General features: G+C 34.1%; 18 protein-coding genes. 14 read left to right on the forward strand and 4 right to left on the reverse strand.

What is annotated here, in order from left to right:
• Positions 1–245: 245 nt before the first annotated feature.
• The 5 genes from H611_RS0110925 to H611_RS0110945 are packed head-to-tail and all read left to right on the forward strand — an operon-like array spanning position 246 to position 4,125.
• Positions 246–1,643, forward strand: coding sequence for a type III PLP-dependent enzyme domain-containing protein (locus tag H611_RS0110925; RefSeq protein ID WP_027138413.1), 1,398 nt, complete (start codon positions 246–248; stop codon positions 1,641–1,643).
• Positions 1,633–2,571, forward strand: a complete 939-nt coding sequence (gene speB / locus H611_RS0110930) for an agmatinase (protein WP_027138414.1) — start codon at positions 1,633–1,635, stop codon at positions 2,569–2,571. Before H611_RS0110925 ends, speB begins: the two co-directional genes overlap by 11 nt.
• Positions 2,561–3,535 (forward strand): deoxyhypusine synthase family protein, encoded by a 975-nt coding sequence (locus tag H611_RS0110935; protein WP_027138415.1) that lies wholly within the window; start codon positions 2,561–2,563, stop codon positions 3,533–3,535. Before speB ends, H611_RS0110935 begins: the two co-directional genes overlap by 11 nt.
• 30 nt (positions 3,536–3,565) lie before the next feature.
• Positions 3,566–3,892, forward strand: coding sequence for a hypothetical protein (locus H611_RS0110940; protein WP_027138416.1), 327 nt, complete (start codon positions 3,566–3,568; stop codon positions 3,890–3,892).
• Positions 3,893–3,903: 11 nt separating this feature from the next.
• Positions 3,904–4,125 (forward strand): hypothetical protein, encoded by a 222-nt coding sequence (locus H611_RS0110945; RefSeq protein ID WP_027138417.1) that lies wholly within the window; start codon positions 3,904–3,906, stop codon positions 4,123–4,125.
• A gap of 224 nt (positions 4,126–4,349) precedes the next feature.
• Here the strand turns inward: H611_RS0110945 and H611_RS0110950 are convergent, their stop codons facing one another.
• Both H611_RS0110950 and H611_RS0110955 read right to left on the reverse strand, forming a co-directional pair.
• Positions 4,350–5,840 (reverse strand): cellulose synthase family protein, encoded by a 1,491-nt coding sequence (locus tag H611_RS0110950; protein ID WP_027138418.1) that lies wholly within the window; start codon positions 5,838–5,840, stop codon positions 4,350–4,352.
• Positions 5,837–6,442, reverse strand: coding sequence for a hypothetical protein (locus H611_RS0110955; protein ID WP_027138419.1), 606 nt, complete (start codon positions 6,440–6,442; stop codon positions 5,837–5,839). The genes H611_RS0110950 and H611_RS0110955 overlap by 4 nt, the downstream gene beginning before the upstream one ends.
• A gap of 337 nt (positions 6,443–6,779) precedes the next feature.
• On the opposite strand from H611_RS0110955, the gene H611_RS0110960 reads away from it, so the two are divergent.
• The 3 genes from H611_RS0110960 to H611_RS14240 all read left to right on the forward strand — a co-directional run bounded on the left by H611_RS0110960 (position 6,780) and on the right by H611_RS14240 (position 9,096).
• Entirely contained in the window at positions 6,780–7,511 is a 732-nt protein-coding gene (locus H611_RS0110960; RefSeq protein WP_027138420.1) for a metallophosphoesterase family protein, read from the forward strand.
• Positions 7,512–7,581: 70 nt separating this feature from the next.
• Positions 7,582–8,067: an Mpo1 family 2-hydroxy fatty acid dioxygenase gene (locus H611_RS0110965; protein WP_027138421.1), complete on the forward strand. Its 486-nt coding sequence runs from the start codon at positions 7,582–7,584 to the stop codon at positions 8,065–8,067.
• A gap of 390 nt (positions 8,068–8,457) precedes the next feature.
• Positions 8,458–9,096, forward strand: a complete 639-nt coding sequence (locus H611_RS14240; RefSeq protein ID WP_051238789.1) for a hypothetical protein — start codon at positions 8,458–8,460, stop codon at positions 9,094–9,096.
• 55 nt (positions 9,097–9,151) lie between these two features.
• Here H611_RS14240 and H611_RS0110980 read toward each other — a convergent pair whose 3' ends face one another.
• The gene (locus H611_RS0110980; RefSeq protein ID WP_027138422.1) at positions 9,152–9,964 is read right to left on the reverse strand and encodes a purine-nucleoside phosphorylase; all 813 of its coding nucleotides are present in this window, start codon (positions 9,962–9,964) and stop codon (positions 9,152–9,154) included.
• A gap of 229 nt (positions 9,965–10,193) precedes the next feature.
• Positions 10,194–11,336 (reverse strand): acyl-CoA dehydrogenase, encoded by a 1,143-nt coding sequence (locus H611_RS0110985; RefSeq protein WP_027138423.1) that lies wholly within the window; start codon positions 11,334–11,336, stop codon positions 10,194–10,196.
• Positions 11,337–11,431: 95 nt separating this feature from the next.
• Here H611_RS0110985 and H611_RS0110990 point away from each other — a divergent pair, with 95 nt between their 5' ends.
• From H611_RS0110990 to H611_RS0111015, 6 genes are all read left to right on the forward strand, one after another.
• Positions 11,432–12,496, forward strand: a complete 1,065-nt coding sequence (locus H611_RS0110990; RefSeq protein ID WP_027138424.1) for an anhydro-N-acetylmuramic acid kinase — start codon at positions 11,432–11,434, stop codon at positions 12,494–12,496.
• Between the two features lie 168 nt (positions 12,497–12,664).
• Positions 12,665–13,891 carry a Glu/Leu/Phe/Val dehydrogenase dimerization domain-containing protein gene (locus H611_RS0110995; RefSeq protein WP_027138425.1) on the forward strand — a complete coding sequence of 409 codons (1,227 nt, stop codon included), beginning with the start codon at positions 12,665–12,667 and terminating at the stop codon, positions 13,889–13,891.
• Between the two features lie 9 nt (positions 13,892–13,900).
• Complete coding sequence (nhaD, locus tag H611_RS0111000) at positions 13,901–15,292, forward strand: sodium:proton antiporter NhaD (RefSeq protein WP_027138426.1); 1,392 nt, start codon at positions 13,901–13,903, stop codon at positions 15,290–15,292.
• A 52-nt stretch (positions 15,293–15,344) separates the two neighbouring features.
• The gene (locus tag H611_RS0111005; protein ID WP_027138427.1) at positions 15,345–16,043 is read left to right on the forward strand and encodes a MotA/TolQ/ExbB proton channel family protein; all 699 of its coding nucleotides are present in this window, start codon (positions 15,345–15,347) and stop codon (positions 16,041–16,043) included.
• Positions 16,044–16,045: 2 nt separating this feature from the next.
• The gene (locus H611_RS0111010; RefSeq protein WP_027138428.1) at positions 16,046–16,441 is read left to right on the forward strand and encodes an ExbD/TolR family protein; all 396 of its coding nucleotides are present in this window, start codon (positions 16,046–16,048) and stop codon (positions 16,439–16,441) included.
• A gap of 33 nt (positions 16,442–16,474) precedes the next feature.
• Positions 16,475–17,323: a hypothetical protein gene (locus H611_RS0111015; RefSeq protein ID WP_027138429.1), complete on the forward strand. Its 849-nt coding sequence runs from the start codon at positions 16,475–16,477 to the stop codon at positions 17,321–17,323.
• Position 17,324 lies beyond the last annotated feature (1 nt).

Genomic DNA, 17,324 nt, shown 5'->3' on the forward strand with positions numbered 1-17,324 from the left:
ACAAATTGAACTCTGTTTATACGTTCGGGCTTTTGAAAAATAGGAAGTCATATTCAAAAGCAACTTATAAGATAAGTAACCGAATTTTAAAGCTAACTTCCGTTTTACCCATCTATGCTAGTCAGCATCAGTATGGATTTGTGCCTACAACTCAAAGTCAGATACAGATTTGATATTCTTTATTTTTTATTACCTTAACCTGTAGTTAAACTATAAATTGCTTTTTTAACATTTTTAAAAAATAAATGAATACTAAATATATTGATTTAATTAATCAGACTTTTGATTTTCCTCAAGAGGAATTTAACTTAGAAAATAAGACATTAGAGTTTCATGGTATTAACCTTATGGAATTGGTTGAAACCTATGGGGCACCATTGAAATTTACATATTTACCACAAATATCTAATAATATTAAGCGTGCTAAAAAATGGTTTACAGACGCTATTGAGAAGCACGATTATCAAGGCGAATACAATTATTGTTATTGTACTAAAAGCTCACATTTTAATCATGTATTAAACGAAGCTTTAAAGAACGATATACATATAGAAACCTCGTCGGCATTCGATATTGATATTGTTGAAAATTTAAAAAAACAAGGTAAAATTACCGATGAGACTTTTGTATTAAGTAATGGGTTTAAGCGGGCTCAGTACGTTACTAATATAGCCCGTTTAATTAATGAAGGTCATAAAAATGCCATACCCATTATAGATAATTACGAGGAGATTGACCTGTTATCGGCAGAAATTAAAGGCGAATTTAATGTAGGGATACGCATTGCTTCGGAAGAAGAACCCAAATTTGAATTTTATACTTCACGATTAGGTATTGGTTATAAAAACATTGTGCCATTTTATAAAAATCAGATTAAAGAAAATAAAAAGGTAAATCTTAAAATGCTACACTTTTTCATTAATACAGGCATTCGTGATAATGCCTATTATTGGAATGAACTGCACAAGTGTTTAAAGGTGTATACCAATCTGAAAAAAATATGTCCGAGTCTTGATAGTTTAAATATTGGTGGTGGTTTTCCAATAAAAAATTCGTTGGCTTTTGAATTCGATTATGAATATATGGTCGATGAGATTATTAATCAAATTAAAGTAACCTGTGAAGAAGAAGGTGTCGATGTGCCTAATATTTTTACAGAATTCGGTAGTTTCACAGTTGGAGAAAGTGGTGGTGCAGTTTATGAAGTATTGTATCAAAAGCAACAAAACGATCGTGAAAAGTGGAATATGATTAATTCATCATTCATAACTACATTACCGGATACTTGGGCGATTAATAAGCGATTTATTTTGTTGCCAATAAACCGTTGGCATGAAGGTTACGAGCGTGTTTTATTGGGCGGTTTAACCTGTGATAGTGACGATTATTATAATAGTGAACAGCATATGAATGCCATTTACTTACCAAAATATAACAAAGAAAAACCTTTATATATTGGCTTTTTTAATACAGGTGCTTATCAGGAAACCATTGGCGGTTTTGGAGGCTTGCAACACTGTTTAATACCCAGTCCGAAGCATATTTTAATAGATAAAGATGCCGAAGGAACTTTTACAACAAAATTATTTAGTGAACAACAAAAAAGTGAAGACTTACTTAAAATTTTAGGTTATGAAAACTAATACCTATGCTGGTATTCCAGAAGAATTTGGGAAACTAGAACGTGCAAAAATTGTATTAATTCCTGTGCCTTACGATGGCACAAGTACATGGCAAAAAGGAGCCGATAAAGGACCTGATGCGTTTTTGGATGCATCCGCTAATATGGAGCTTTATGATATAGAAACCGGAACAGAGGTATATCAACAAGGTGTATATTTAGCTGATGCTGTAACGGAAAACGAATCACCGGAAAGTATGGTTGAAGCCGTGCATCAGGCAACAAAGAAGTATATTAAGAAAAACAAATTCGTAACAATCTTTGGTGGTGAACACTCTATCTCAATTGGAACCATTCGTGCTTTTAATGAAATGTATCCAAGCTTAACGGTATTGCATATTGATGCACATGCCGATTTGCGTAAAATTTACGAAGGAACTTCTTGTAATCATGCCTGCGCTGTGTATGAAGCAAGTCAGACAACCAATTTGATTCAAGTAGGTATTCGTTCTATGGACATTATGGAGAAAACCGTAATGGATGAGGATAAAACGTATTTTGCGCATGATATGGCGGTTGATGATACTTGGATGGATTCAGCTATCGATCAAATGACCGATAATGTATTTATTACTTTCGATTTAGATGCCTTCGATCCTTCAATTATGCCGAGTACAGGAACACCTGAACCTGGTGGCTTGTTATGGTACGAAACCCTTGAGTTTTTAAAACAGGTATTTGCTGAGAGAAATGTTGTAGGCTTCGATATTGTAGAGCTTTGTCCTAATAGTCAAGAAAAATCTTCAGATTTTTTAGCAGCAAAATTGTATTATAAAATGTTAAGTTATAAATTTATGGATGAAGCCGTAGATGACGAATACGATAATACATACGACAATTCAAAACAAAAAAATAACGCTTCAAAATTTAATGACGACGATGAGTACTAAAGGACCAATATCACAATTTATAGAAAAACACTACTTGCATTTTAACGCTGCTGCATTGGTTGATGCTGCAAAAGGTTACGAAGCACAATTAGCTTCTGGCGCTAAAATGTTGGTGTCGTTAGCGGGAGCTATGAGTACTGCGGAGTTAGGGAAAAGTTTTGCTGAAATGATTCGTCAGGATAAAGTACAAATCATTTCATGTACAGGAGCGAATTTGGAAGAAGATATCATGAATTTAGTAGCGCATTCGCATTATAAGCGCGTGCCTAATTATCGCGATTTAACTCCTAAAGAAGAGTGGGATTTACTTGAAAAGGGATTAAATCGAGTAACAGATACTTGTATTCCAGAAGAAGAAGCTTTCAGACGCTTACAAGCGCATATATTTCAAATATGGAAGGAAGCTGACAATAAAGGAGAGCGCTATTTACCGCACGAGTATATGTATAAAATGTTGCTTTCTGGAGTGTTAGAGCAATACTATGAAATCGATTTAAAAGATTCCTGGATGTATGCTGCTGCCGAAAAGAATTTACCTATTGTGTGTCCGGGATGGGAAGATAGTACCATGGGGAATATCTTTGCTAGCTATGTTTTAAAAGGAGAGCTTAAGGCTAGTACTATGAAATCTGGAATTGAATATATGACCTTCTTAGCTGACTGGTATACCGACAATTCAGAAAACGGTATCGGATTTTTTCAAATAGGAGGAGGAATTGCTGGTGATTTTCCAATATGTGTGGTGCCTATGTTATATCAGGATATGGAACGCACAGATACGCCATTTTGGAGTTATTTTTGTCAAATTAGCGACTCAACAACCAGTTACGGTTCGTATTCAGGAGCCGTTCCAAACGAAAAAATTACCTGGGGTAAATTAGATATCGATACACCTAAGTTCATTATTGAAAGTGATGCTACTATTGTGGCTCCTTTGATTTTTGCTTATCTTTTGGATATGTAACCATTAACCAATCAAAAAAAAGAACCCTATATGAAAAGTAGAAAAGATAATTTAAAGCGTGTTATAGTAGATTTCAAAAAACTAACACCCGAAATTTTAGCGCTTTTAGTTGAGAAATATCCAGATGGTTATGATGATGATCAAATCATATCATTTAGAAATAGTCATAATGAAATTATAGAAGCCGTAGAGGTAACTACAGAAGATACTAAATACCTTGTAAAGGTAAGCTCTAAATTAGCCATAACCATGGAGAATTACGACGAGGACGATTATGAGAATTTTGAAGGCAATGATCCCGAGGCGATTCAAGAACCGGATATGGTTGATGAAGATTCAGACGACGATAACGACTAACAAATATTACCATGAGAACTGCTGTTTTTAAGTCCTACAAAAACGGTTATTACAATTTTTGGTTTGAAAATGGGGAGGAATTAGCTTTTGAAGAAGTGCATCCCCGTGTTTTAAAGCAATTTGATTTAAAAAATGATAAGAGTCTTATTGATAAAGACTTTAGAATCACCTTTGTCGAAGATGAAGACGAAGATGATGTTATCTATAGAGTAGAAAGTTTAAAACCACTTTAGGGCAATAGAGTGATTTTTATAGCTAAAATAACCTTGCCTAATTATAGGGTGAGGTTGTTTTAGTTGTCTTTTTGTGAAGGAGAAAAGTCTGTTTTATTTACAAAATAGGATTAAACAGTTTTTAGTAACTCCTAGAATTTATAGTTTTACAAAGTGAAAATTAATTGTAAAAAAATAACCTGTGTTGATCAACACAGGTTATTTTTTTAATTCATCTTTATAATTTAGGCTTTAGATCGGATAGATTTAAAAAATACATAACCAAACCCTAAACACAGCATGAGGTGAAAAGGAAATAACCCAAAATCACCACCTTGGTTGCCTACTATGAAAGCGCTAAACATTCCAAAAGCAAAATACAGCATTAATAAGCCTTCAAAAATAACGTGAATTGAAATAGATTTGCTTAAGTATTTGTTTTTCTTCCAGCTGTCTTTTAAGTTATTAATATTGAATTTTGGGGTTCTCACAAATTCACTTTTCTTGCCAAGGTGGCCTTCTAATACAGCAATAGAATTATGTAAGGAAAAGCCCATTGCGATACTAAAGAACATGAAGAACATACCAATATATCTAATGAAGTTTTTAAGTCCGCTACCATAAATATTTTTATACATATACCAGTAGCAAATAAAGAATATAACCGTACTAACCACAAAGAAGCTCATCACATAAAAGTATGGTTTCAAATGGGTGTATTCGTTTTTGATGTACAACATAGGAATACTCAATATACCTACGATTAATACATTTAGGAACATGGTACTATTTAAAAGATGTAGTAAGCCATGTACTTTTGTTTTGGCAGAAATGTTTTCGTTTTTTAAAACGCGCCACATCATTTTTCTGAAGTTCTCGGCACCACCTTTATTCCATCTAAATTGTTGAGATCGCGCCGCGCTAATTACAACTGGTAATTCTGCAGGTGTTTCAACATCTTCTAAGTATTTAAATTTCCAGTTTTTTAATTGGGCACGGTAACTTAAATCTAAATCTTCGGTGAGTGTATCACCTTCCCAGTTACCGGCATCTAAAATGCAAGCTTTACGCCAAACACCAGCCGTTCCATTAAAATTTATGAAGTGCCCTTTGCTATTTCTTCCTACCTGTTCTAAAGTAAAATGGGCATCTAAAGCAAATGCTTGAATTCTGGTTAAAAGAGAGTAGTTTCGGTTTATATGTCCCCAACGAGTCTGTACAACCCCAATATTATCATCTGTGAAATGTGGGATGGTGCGTTTAAGCCAATCCTTTTCTGGTAAAAAGTCCGAATCGAAAATGGCAATAAAATCCCCTTTGGCAATTTTTAATCCTTCTTTTAGAGCTCCAGCTTTATAGCCTTTTCTATCAGTTCTTGTAATATGTTGTATGTTTAAACCGTCTATTTTTAACGCTTCAATATGTGCTTTGGTAGATTTTACGGTCTCATCGGTAGAGTCGTCTAGAACTTGAATTTCTAATTTATCTTTCGGATAATCTATTTGAGAGATATTGTTTAATAAACGTTCCATTACATACATTTCATTATAAACAGGTAGCTGTATGGTAACGAATGGTACCTCCTCTGGATTTGAAAACTCTAAGGGCTCACAATCGTCATTTTTTCTTTTTGAAGATAAATAATTCAAAAGTAGATTTAATTGAGCAAGCGCATACATGAATATAAGTAGTAGCGCAATGGTGTAAATAACAATAATTGCTGTTTGTAATATCATTTTTTAATACTGTATTTAAAAATCGAACTTAAGATTTTAACCTCTGCTAAAAAACTCCATTTAATGGTATTGGATACTTTCGAAACTCCAATGCGATTTCTGTAAATCACAGGGGTTTCGGGATATGATAATGTGTTTTTTATATATGGAAAAGAACCTAAACTTATATGTTTCACTTGAAAAAGAAAAGGCCTAAGTCGGATTGCGGACAAGTTTTTAAAATTTTTCTGAGGAGTTATATTTTTAGGTTCACGTAATTTAGGTATACGTGTACTGATAACCATATCGATATTATTTGAAATTAGATGATTCACAATGTTGGTTGATTCTTTGGGGTAATCACTATGGTCTTTATCTAAAAATACGATAATATTTGGATTTTGGTTCGAATGGGTGATGCAATCTGAAGCTTTTAAATATGCTTTACCATATTTTTTGAATAATGTAGTGGGCTCAATTTTTTTTGTGCTTTCCACAATAATTTCTATGAAATTGTAAAGAAAAAATCCAGCCTCGTTAATAATAACCCATATTGCTTCAACTACTTTAGAGATAGTGTTGGATTCAAAAAAAGCAGGTATTGTTACCTTGTTTGTTGACATTTATTTGGGTTAAATTAAAGACGCGAAGGTAAGGTATTTTTTAATTCATTTTGAAAAATTATTTTTAGTTATTTTTAAGTGTTATGTACTGTAAATCAATGATGTTGATGTGGTTTTTTTCTTGTAGGAATTGTTGTTGTGATTCATTAAATTGATCGTGTTACTAAGTAAAATGTCTTTTGAATTAATACAACTTATATTTGTGATGTACTTTCAATTAAGAATAGGGTAGACAGACAAATCAATATAATCAAAGGAATTACTTTTGAAGATAACGTATTTTATGTATTTAAGTAAAATTAAAATCTCTTCCTTAGTTTTGTTATAAAATAGTTGTATGAAGACATTTGTAATAGGAGACATTCACGGCGGACTAAAGGCGCTGGTTCAGTTGCTCAATAAAATAGAAATAAAACAGGGAGATAAACTTATTTTTTTAGGTGATTATGTTGACGGTTGGAGTGAATCTGCTCAGTTAGTGCAATTTTTAATAGAGCTTTCGGAAACATTCAATTGTGTCTTTATAAAAGGAAATCATGATGTATGGTGTGAAGCGTGGTTAAAAAATAATTATGTTGATCCCATATGGTACATGCATGGTGGTAAGGAAACCATACAGAGTTACGAGAATGTTTCTACAGACGATAAATTACGACATTTTGAATTTTTTCATAGTATGAGCCTATATCATATTGACGTTAATAATAGGCTGTTTTTACATGCAGGGTTTACTTCAATGCACGGGGTTGAAAAGGAAGTGTCTGCAGTAACATTTTATTATGATAGAACCTTGTGGGAAATGGCCTTGGCTTTAGATAAAGATATGGAAGAAACCTCAGAGTTATATCCAAACCGATTGAAGCATTACAATGAAATTTTTATTGGGCATACGCCTACCATTAATTACAATTGTTATGAGCCTATGAACGCGGCTAATGTTTGGAATATAGATACCGGGGCAGCATTTTTTGGTCCTCTTTCAGGAATGAATGTGGAAACTAAAGAAATATTTCAAAGTAATGTGGTTAGAACTTTCTACCCTGATGAAACAGGACGAAATAAAAGTTAATCTCAGAGTTTTATTTGGTGTAGCTCTAATATTGAAAGTTAAAAAGTATTACTAATATAAAAGATGAACTATGCGAAAAATTGATAAATTATTAAATGAATATGCTGAAAGTCATCAAACAATAATTAATATTAGGATACATTACATATGTGTGCCTGCTATATTTTTTAGTTTGATAGGATTGCTTTCTCAAGTTTCTTTGGTGGGTGTTTTCGGTGGTGTTTTGCCATCGGTTTTGTATCCTTATCTCAATTTGGGTGTTATAGTGTTATTTTTTGGTTTATTATATTATTTACGATTATCGTATGTGTTGTTTTTTGGTATGCTGATTTTTTCCATAATGATTTTATATGGTGTCCATTTTATTAACGGTTTAACTAAGGTGTCATCTTGGAAATTTATGCTTGGTATTTTTGTGGTTGCATGGATTGGACAATTTATTGGGCATAACCATGAAGGTAAAAAACCATCATTTTTAAAAGATTTACAATTTTTACTTATTGGTCCAGCTTGGACGTTGAGTCATTTACTAGCTTATTTTAAAATTAAATATTAATAACGTCAACCTTGATAACTTCATTTTTATATGATTGAAGTATGTAAATTGTAATCGTTGCATGCTGCCTTCAAAACCAACAACATTTATTTTTAGGTTGGTTAGGTATATCGGAGACATGAAGGAAACTCTTCAGCTAGAATCTGTATTTCACATGCTTTTTGGAATTTTTAATCCTGGTAATCCAAATTGAATAGGGAGGCAATATTACATGGTCCATTTGACTTCGTTAATTCACATTTTGCTTATGAAACATCTTTTTTGAGAAACAATTCGTAAATAATGAGTCGACATTAATTTTTAGGAATTGAATGGAGTTATAAAATCAATTTAATTTTTTAAAGACATGTTCGATTAGCCCTGAATTTATTAATATTTAACCGAAAAAGTATGAAAAAAGTTTTAGTGAGTTTATTTTCCATTCTAGTTGGATTACCTATGATTGCTCAAAGTATTGGTGAGAGCCCATGGGTGTTTGAAGCTGGAATTAATGCAGTAAACGTTTATTCTGTTGGGGAAGATGCTCCTCAAGGTCCATTTTTTGATGAATTTTTTAATGCAAGCGATCATTGGAATATAGGACTTCCAACCTTAAAAGTGGCGAGGTATTTAAATGAAGATATGTTCTTAAGTGTAAGAGCATCTTTTAATAAGATATCAAAATGGGGAGAATTTCCCGATGTACCTCGAGTAAAAGTAGATAAGCTTACATATCTTGGTTTTGATGCTATGATTAACACAAATATTAATAACTTATTTAAATCGGAAAAGGCAGAACCATTTGCCGGAGTGGGTTTAGGATATACTTGGATTGAGGAGGGAACTTACAATACGCTTTCCGAAACTGGCGGTGAACTAGTGGGAGCTGCCACCGTGAATGCGGCTATCGGATTAAAATACTGGTTATCCGAAACTATTGGCGTTAGTTGGGAAACAACATATAAGCATTCCTTTGAGGCTTATTTAACAAAGCATTGGCAGCACAGTCTTGGCGTTGTCTTTAAAATAGAACAATGTCTTTGTTATTAAATTATATAGTATAGATAGAACAAGGCTTAGATTAATATTCTAAGCCTTTTTAATACTAAAGAACTTTAATGAGTTCTTTAAATAGAGTAATCATATAAGGTTCAGCTTTAGAGGCCATATCGATAATTTCAGTAATATCTACTGGCTTTAGATTATCGGGATCGCACTCATCTGTTAAAACTGAAATGGCAGCCGCTTTCAAATTAAGGTGATTGGCAACAATAATTTCAGGAACTGTACTCATGCCCACCGCATCAGCGCCTATGGTTCGAAGCATACGGTATTCAGCTCGGGTTTCCAATTGAGGTCCAACTACGCTCGCGTAAACACCTTCATGGAGCACTATGTTATTAGTTTTAGCAATTGCCTTAAATGTTGAATTAATGTCGGCATTATAAGGGGCGCTCATATCTGTGAATCGTGTTCCTAATTGTTCAACACCTTTAAATGCCAATGGCGAGCTGCCCTGTAAATTAATATGGTCCTCAATAAGCATAAGTTCCCCTTTTTTAAAGTTCAGGTTGATGGCGCCTGCAGCATTTGATACCAGTAGGGTTTTAATACCTAATTTTTGCATGATGCGTACAGGGTAAGTAACATCTTGTAGGCTGTAGCCTTCATAGAGGTGAAAACGTCCTTGCATAATGATGACCTTTTTACCTTCAAGTAAACCATAAATTAATTTACCTCTATGAAATTCAACTGTGGCTGTTGGGAAATTAGGAATGTGATTGTAGCTTACTTCGTGAATAATTTCAATTTCATTAAGGAACAGACCAAGTCCTGTTCCTAAAATAATGCCAATTTCTGGTTTGTCGAATCCTTTATCTTGTAAGTAAGATGTGGTTTGTTCTATATATTTAATCATGATATTGTCTTACGATTTGTTTTATAACAATGTTGTGCCTATTAGAAATATGAAGTTCTTTAGCTCAAAGTTAAACATCATTAATTAACATAAGTAGGCTGAAAGATACATGTTTTTAGCAGCGTGTTTATTTTTTGTAAAGATAAAATATAGATTAAATAAAGTCGCAAAGAAGCTTGCGACTTTATAACTAGACTGAATATGTTTATGTCTTAATTGGTAGAAAAAATTAATCTCGAGTTAGAGTTCTGGAAATGACTATTTTTTGAATTTCTGAAGTACCTTCATAAATCTGAGTTATTTTGGCATCTCTCATCAGTCGCTCTACATGATATTCTTTAACAAAACCATTACCACCATGAATTTGTACGGCTTCGGTTGTGTGTCTCATGGCTACAGTAGAAGCAAAAAGTTTAGCAGTAGCACTGGATACGTTGTAGTCGTTTCCTTGATCTTTATCCCAAGCGGCTTTCATTACTAAATGTCGGGCAGCTTCAATTTCGGTATGCATATCGGCTAGTTTGAAAGCAATAGCCTGATGATTGCAAATTTCGGTGCCAAAGGCTTTACGCTCTTTAGAGTATTTGAGAGCTAATTCATAGGCTCCAGATGCGATACCAAGAGCTTGAGCAGCAATACCGATGCGTCCACCAGCAAGGGTTTTCATAGCAAATCGGAAACCTGAGCCATCATCGCCTATACGGTTTTCTTTTGGAACCTTTACGTCATTAAATTGTAGAGTATGTGTATCGCTTCCCCTAATACCAAGTTTATTTTCTTTGGGACCTATATGGAATCCTTCCATGCCTTTTTCAATAATAAAAGCGTTAATCCCGTGTGAGCCTTTATCTCTATCGGTTTGTGCAATAACTAAATATACATCGGCACGTCCACCATTGGTAATCCAGTTTTTTGTGCCATTTAATAAGTAATAATCGCCTTTATCGATGGCGGTAGTTTTTTGTGAAGTGGCATCGCTGCCTGCTTCGGGTTCGCTTAGACAAAAAGCGCCTATATATTCTCCTGTTGCTAATTTTGTGAGGTATTTTTCTTTTTGAGCTTCAGATCCAAAGGCTTCCATACCATAGCAAACCAAGGAGTTATTTACAGAAACAATAACTGATGCTGATGCGTCGATTTTAGATAATTCTTCCATGATTATAACATAGGATATGGCATCCATGCCGCTACCACCGTATTTGGGATCGACCATTACCCCTAGGAATCCTAGTTCTCCCATTTTTTTTACTAGGGTATCTGGAAATTGTTGTTTTTCATCACGTTCTATAACTCCGGGCAGCAATTCTGTTTGAGCAAAATTGCGAGCAGCTTCACGAATCATGATATGCTCTTCTGAAAGATTAAAATCCATAGCAATGATGTTAAAATATTGATTTAATAAAAATTGTCATCAAATATAGTGTTTTAATGATAAATTTTCAATGGTTATTGTTATTTTTGCACAATATGATAAAATCAAGATATAAGGTTATAGGTGTTATGTCTGGGACCTCTTTGGATGGTGTCGACATAGTTTATGTGGACTTTAGCCTTAAATCTGAATGGGGATTTGAAATTTTGTATGCTGAAACGTTTGCTTATAATTCTGATTGGATTATAATTTTAAAAGACCTTGTATCATGTTCGATTCAGGAATTGAAAGAGATTGATAAATCATATACTTTATATTTATCCAAAGTCATACAGGATTTTATCGATAAATATAATATTGTTGAAATTGATGCAATCTGCACACATGGGCATACAGCTATGCATCAACCTGAGAATGGATTTACTTATCAAATAGGAAATTTACCTGTTTTGGCGAAATTATTAAAACAAAAAGTCGTTTGTGATTTTAGAGTTCAGGATGTTGCTTTAGGGGGGCAGGGGGCGCCATTGGTTCCGATAGGTGACAGGCTGTTGTTTTCTGATTATCAGTACTGTTTAAATCTTGGAGGTTTTGCTAATATTTCTTATGAGATAGATAATGAGCGCATCGCATATGATATTTGTCCGGTAAATGTTGTTTTGAATCATTATGTGAGGACAATTGGATTTGATTTTGATGATGGAGGTAGTGTAGCTGCGGCAGGCGTGATAAATAAATCCTTACTCGAAAAATTAAATGCGTTAAGGTTTTATTGTGAGGAGCCTCCAAAATCACTGGGTCTAGAATGGGTTAAGAAAGAGGTGTTGCCTTTAATAGATTCGTATCATCTTGAAGTGAAAGATGTTTTAAGAACATTTGTAGAGCATATTGCTATTCAAATAAGTTCAGAAATTAATAAAACTGAAATTAGTACCGTGTTAGTAACAGGTGGAGGCGCTTATAATAAGTTTCTTATAAATCTGTTAAAAAAATATGCTATTCATAATATAATTACTCCCTCAGAGCAGATTGTCGAATTTAAAGAGGCTTTAATTTTTGCTTTCTTAGGTGTCTTAAAAATTGAAAATCAGGTAAATTGTTTAAAGAGTGTTACTGGAGCTACAAAAAACCATAGTTCTGGAGAAATATATCTTCCTTAAAAGTATCATAATTTTAATCATTTATAATATAATTTTTTAGATTTGTTGAATTAATAATTTAATCACTTTTATAATCATGACACAGTTATAGCTACGCTTAATAACCATTACTAACAAACATTAAGATTATTACCAATAAGCTACAACTAACATTTTTAAAAAAGAACAATGAAAGAATTATTAAAGAAGTATGAAAACAAAGCACCTGAAATAGTATTTAACTGGAAAGATTCTGATACAGAAGCCGAAGGTTGGGTAGTTATTAACTCCTTAAGAGGGGGTGCTGCTGGTGGAGGAACGCGTATGCGTAAAGGGTTAGATGTCAATGAGGTGTTGTCATTAGCAAAAACGATGGAGATTAAGTTTACTGTGTCAGGTCCTGCCATAGGAGGCGCGAAGTCAGGAATTAATTTTGATCCGAAAGATCCAAGAAAAAAAGGCGTTTTAGAACGTTGGTATAAAGCGGTTTCTCCTTTATTAAAAAGTTACTATGGTACGGGAGGTGATTTAAATGTTGATGAAATTCATGAAGTTATTCCAATTACTGAAGAAAGTGGTGTTTGGCATCCTCAGGAAGGCGTTTTTAACGGACATTTTAAACCTACAGAAGCCGATAAAATTAATCGAATTGGTCAATTAAGACAAGGGGTTATAAAAGTTCTTGAAAATCCGATTTACTCGCCAAGTGTGCAGAGAAAATATACCGTAGCCGATATGATTACTGGGTTTGGTGTGGCAGAAGCAGTAAAACATTTTTATGACATTTATGATGGTTCAGTAGTAGGGAAAAGAGCCGTGGTACAAGGGTTTGGAAATGTTGGGGCAGCGGCAGCTTATTACTTAGCTCAAATGGGAGCGAAAGTAGTTGGAATTATTGATATTGCCGGCGGCTTAATAAAAGAAGAGGGCTTTAGTTTTGAAGAAATAAAAGCATTATTCTTAGCAAAAAAAGGAAATACTTTAGAAAGTGATAATTTAATTCCTTTTGATGAAATAAATGAAAAAATTTGGTCTATTAATACAGAGATTTTTGCACCTTGCGCGGCATCAAGATTAATAACTGATAATCAAATAAATCAGATGATAAATAATGGTTTAGAAGTAATTTCATGTGGTGCAAATGTTCCGTTTGCAGACAAAGAAATATTTTTCGGACCTATCATGGAAGCTACTGATAGTAGAGTGAGTTTAATTCCAGATTTTATCTCAAATTGTGGTATGGCACGTGTTTTTGCTTATTTCATGGAGCGACGTGTGCAGATGACTGATGAAGCTATTTTTAATGATACATCTAATAAAATAAAGGAAGCAATAATAAACGTACATAATAAAAACCAACAAAAAACGGGTTTAAGTGCAACAGCATTCGAAATAGCACTGAATCAACTTATTTAATTTTAATTTATGGAAACAGCAATCATCTTAGTATTTATAATTGGCTATTTAGCCATAACACTCGAGCATAACTTAAAAATTGATAAGCTCGTCCCGGCGTTGGTTATGATGGCTATTAGTTGGGCATTAATATCTTTTGGGATTGATAGTTTTCCAAATTGGTTTGATTCGGCCAATCATAATTTATTAGAAAGTTTTGGTCTGTTAGAGCATGAAGAAAAAATGCATATAATGGAAGAAACCTTATTGCATCACTTAGGAAAGACCGCTGAAATTTTAGTGTTCCTGTTAGGAGCTATGACCATCGTTGAAATCATTGATTACTTCGATGGTTTTTCCACTATAAAGGATTTCGTGAAAACAAAAAAGAAGACCAAAATTCTATGGATTTTTTCAATTTTGGCTTTTATTCTTTCAGCTATTATCGATAACCTAACCGCCACTATCGTACTGATTTCTATTTTACAGAAAATTGTGAAAGATAGAAATATGCGTATCTGGTACGCAGGTTTAATTATTATTGCCGCTAATGCGGGTGGAGCTTGGTCTCCAATAGGTGATGTTACCACAACGATGCTTTGGATAGGTAAAAAAGTTTCTTCTGAGAAATTATTTCTTTATTTATTTATTCCTTCTTTAATCTGTATGGCTCTTCCTTCTTTTATAGCATCCTTTTTACCAATATTTAAAGGAAACCTGGACATTGAAGAAACTGTAGATAAAAAGAAATCTAAATTTGGTTCAACCATGTTGTATTTAGGGTTAGGGGCTATTGTATTTGTACCAGTATTTAAAATGGTAACGCATTTGCCTCCTTATGTCGGAATGATGTTATCTTTAGGGGTAGTTGCAATTTTTGCTGAAATTTATAGTAGCTCTAAGTTTAGTTTGACGGTTTATGATGCGGAAGAAAGTGATGCACATGCACACCATAGCCCAGTACATTATTCGTTATCTAAAATAGAATTACCTAGTATTTTATTCTTCTTAGGAATATTAATGGCTGTAGCAGGTTTAGAGTCGTTAGGTATATTATTTGGTTTTGCCAACTCTCTTCAGGATTCAATGCCGCTATTAGGAACAGAATTACATCATGCAGGTGTTTCAGATTTAGTGGTACTATTATTGGGTGTAGGCTCTGCTGTTATTGATAATGTTCCCTTAGTTGCAGCAAGTTTAGGAATGTTCTCAGAACCTTTAGATAATGAACTTTGGCATTTTATTGCCTTTTCTGCTGGAACAGGAGGAAGTATGTTAATCATTGGGTCTGCTGCTGGAGTTGTTGCAATGGGAATGGAGAAAATAGATTTCTTTTGGTATTTAAAAAAGATTTCATGGCTAGCATTATTAGGCTTTTTGGCGGGTTCAGCCGCATTTATGGTTACAAGAACTTTATTTTAAAATACTTTAGTAAAGAAAGAAACGTTATACAACGGTAAGAGAAATTATTTATATGTTAAGCACAGTTTTACAAGATACACTAGAACAAGCAGAATTACCCGATGGTGAGTCTGTTGAAAAAACACTCTCAATTATAGAACTTATAAGTAGTGGTGGGGTAGCCGGTCAGGTGATCATAATTTTGTTATTCGTATTACTTATGGGGGCTATTTATATTTATTTTGAGCGATTGTTTGCTATTAAGGCCGCATCCCAAATCGATGCTAATTTTATGAATCAAATTAAAGATCATGTGTCTCATGGTAAAATTGATTCAGCGCAATTATTATGTGCTCAGGTAAATTCTCCGGTATCCCGTTTAATAACAAAGGGGTTATCTCGTATAGGTAAACCATTGGCAGATATAAATACCGCCATTGAAAATGCAGGTAGACTAGAAGTGTATGGACTAGAGAAAAATGTGAGTATTCTTGCAACCATTTCTGGGGCGGCTCCTATGATTGGGTTTCTTGGTACGGTTATTGGAATGATCTTATCGATATTTGAAATAGCGAATTCTGGTGGACAAATCGATATAAAATTATTGGCTGATGGCTTGTATACCGCAATGACAACTACGGTTGCCGGATTAATAGTAGGTATTGTAGCTTATATGGCGTATAATCACTTGGTTGTAAAAACAGATAAAGTGGTTTATCAAATGGAGGCGAATTCTGTTGAATTCCTAGATCATTTAAACGAGCCGACATAAGGATGAATTTAAAAGGAAGAAATAAGATTACCCCCGAATTTAGCATGGCATCGATGACAGATATTGTATTTCTGTTATTGATATTTTTCATGTTGGCTTCAACTTTAGTGACAACAAATGCCATAGATATTTTGTTGCCTAAAGCAAGTGGTAAAACAGAAAATAAAAAATCGGTATCTGTAAGTATCAAGAAAAACTTAACGTATTATATCGATCAAAAGCGCGTGGTAGAGAGTGTTTTAGAAAACGAATTACTGGCGGCATTGTCTTCTCACGATAAGCCAACTATTGTGTTGCGAGCGGAAAAGTCCGTGCCTGTGGAGAATGTTGTAAAAGTAATGGATATCGCTAATAGAAATAAGTTTAAGGTCATTCTTGCAGTAAGGCCTAATAATTAGCATAATAAAATAAAATACATCATTAATTTTATAATGAAATATTTCAAAACAAAGCATGAAAGAAATTCAGCAAAATTAACGGCTTTAATAGCTGTAATCTTGCTGCTTTTGTTGTTTGTTGTTGGAACCACTTATATGGATCCTCCTGTGGAATATGGTGTAGCTGTTAATTTTGGAACTTCAAATTTTGGAAGTGGTGATGTACAGCCAATGAAACCTATAAAATCTGAACCGCGAGACATCGAAAAACCTACCGAACCTGAAGTAACAAAGGTTGAACCTACAAAGGCGGTAGAGGCTAAAGAGGAAGTGTTGACGGAGGACAATTCTGAAGCAATTGCGATTAAAAAGCAAAAGGAAGCTGAGGCAAAAGCAAAGGCTATTGCGGAAGCCAAAGCTAAAGCAGAAGCAGACCGCATTGCTAAAGAACAGCGTGAACTTGAGGAAAAGAAGCGTAAATTAGATGCTCTAATAGGTGGTGTGAGCAAATCTGAAGGAGACCAAACGGGGGGTGAAGGTGATGATACTCGTGCAGGAGACAAAGGTCAGTTAGATGGAAATCCTTATGCTCCTAGCTATTTTGGATCTGGTGGTTCAGGAAGCGGAGGTGTAGGCTACGGACTAAACGGTAGAGGTAAAGCTAAATTCACTACTTATACTCAAGAATGTAATGAATATGGAATGGTCATCGTTGAAATTGTTGTAAACCAAAATGGCAATGTTATTGAAGCGACACCAGGAGTAAAATATACTACAAATAAGGCTTTATGTTTGTTAGATACAGCAAAAAAAATAGCTTTATCTCATAAATGGCGGGCAGACCCAAATGCACCAGCTAGACAAAAAGGATTTGTAAGAGTAAACTTTGAATTAGGTCAGTAAC

The organism is Gaetbulibacter saemankumensis DSM 17032, from assembly GCF_000425645.1.
In the GTDB taxonomy this organism is placed as follows: Bacteria; Bacteroidota; Bacteroidia; order Flavobacteriales; family Flavobacteriaceae; genus Gaetbulibacter; species Gaetbulibacter saemankumensis.

Coding starts and splice junctions, on each gene's coding strand:
- H611_RS0110925 (WP_027138413.1), top strand. CDS start 246: ATGAATACTAAATATATTGATTTAATTAATCAGACTTTTGATTTTCCT.
- speB (WP_027138414.1), top strand. CDS start 1,633: ATGAAAACTAATACCTATGCTGGTATTCCAGAAGAATTTGGGAAACTA.
- H611_RS0110935 (WP_027138415.1), top strand. CDS start 2,561: ATGAGTACTAAAGGACCAATATCACAATTTATAGAAAAACACTACTTG.
- H611_RS0110940 (WP_027138416.1), top strand. CDS start 3,566: ATGAAAAGTAGAAAAGATAATTTAAAGCGTGTTATAGTAGATTTCAAA.
- H611_RS0110945 (WP_027138417.1), top strand. CDS start 3,904: ATGAGAACTGCTGTTTTTAAGTCCTACAAAAACGGTTATTACAATTTT.
- H611_RS0110950 (WP_027138418.1), bottom strand. CDS start 5,840: ATGATATTACAAACAGCAATTATTGTTATTTACACCATTGCGCTACTA.
- H611_RS0110955 (WP_027138419.1), bottom strand. CDS start 6,442: ATGTCAACAAACAAGGTAACAATACCTGCTTTTTTTGAATCCAACACT.
- H611_RS0110960 (WP_027138420.1), top strand. CDS start 6,780: ATGAAGACATTTGTAATAGGAGACATTCACGGCGGACTAAAGGCGCTG.
- H611_RS0110965 (WP_027138421.1), top strand. CDS start 7,582: ATGCGAAAAATTGATAAATTATTAAATGAATATGCTGAAAGTCATCAA.
- H611_RS14240 (WP_051238789.1), top strand. CDS start 8,458: ATGAAAAAAGTTTTAGTGAGTTTATTTTCCATTCTAGTTGGATTACCT.
- H611_RS0110980 (WP_027138422.1), bottom strand. CDS start 9,964: ATGATTAAATATATAGAACAAACCACATCTTACTTACAAGATAAAGGA.
- H611_RS0110985 (WP_027138423.1), bottom strand. CDS start 11,336: ATGGATTTTAATCTTTCAGAAGAGCATATCATGATTCGTGAAGCTGCT.
- H611_RS0110990 (WP_027138424.1), top strand. CDS start 11,432: ATGATAAAATCAAGATATAAGGTTATAGGTGTTATGTCTGGGACCTCT.
- H611_RS0110995 (WP_027138425.1), top strand. CDS start 12,665: ATGAAAGAATTATTAAAGAAGTATGAAAACAAAGCACCTGAAATAGTA.
- nhaD (WP_027138426.1), top strand. CDS start 13,901: ATGGAAACAGCAATCATCTTAGTATTTATAATTGGCTATTTAGCCATA.
- H611_RS0111005 (WP_027138427.1), top strand. CDS start 15,345: ATGTTAAGCACAGTTTTACAAGATACACTAGAACAAGCAGAATTACCC.
- H611_RS0111010 (WP_027138428.1), top strand. CDS start 16,046: ATGAATTTAAAAGGAAGAAATAAGATTACCCCCGAATTTAGCATGGCA.
- H611_RS0111015 (WP_027138429.1), top strand. CDS start 16,475: ATGAAATATTTCAAAACAAAGCATGAAAGAAATTCAGCAAAATTAACG.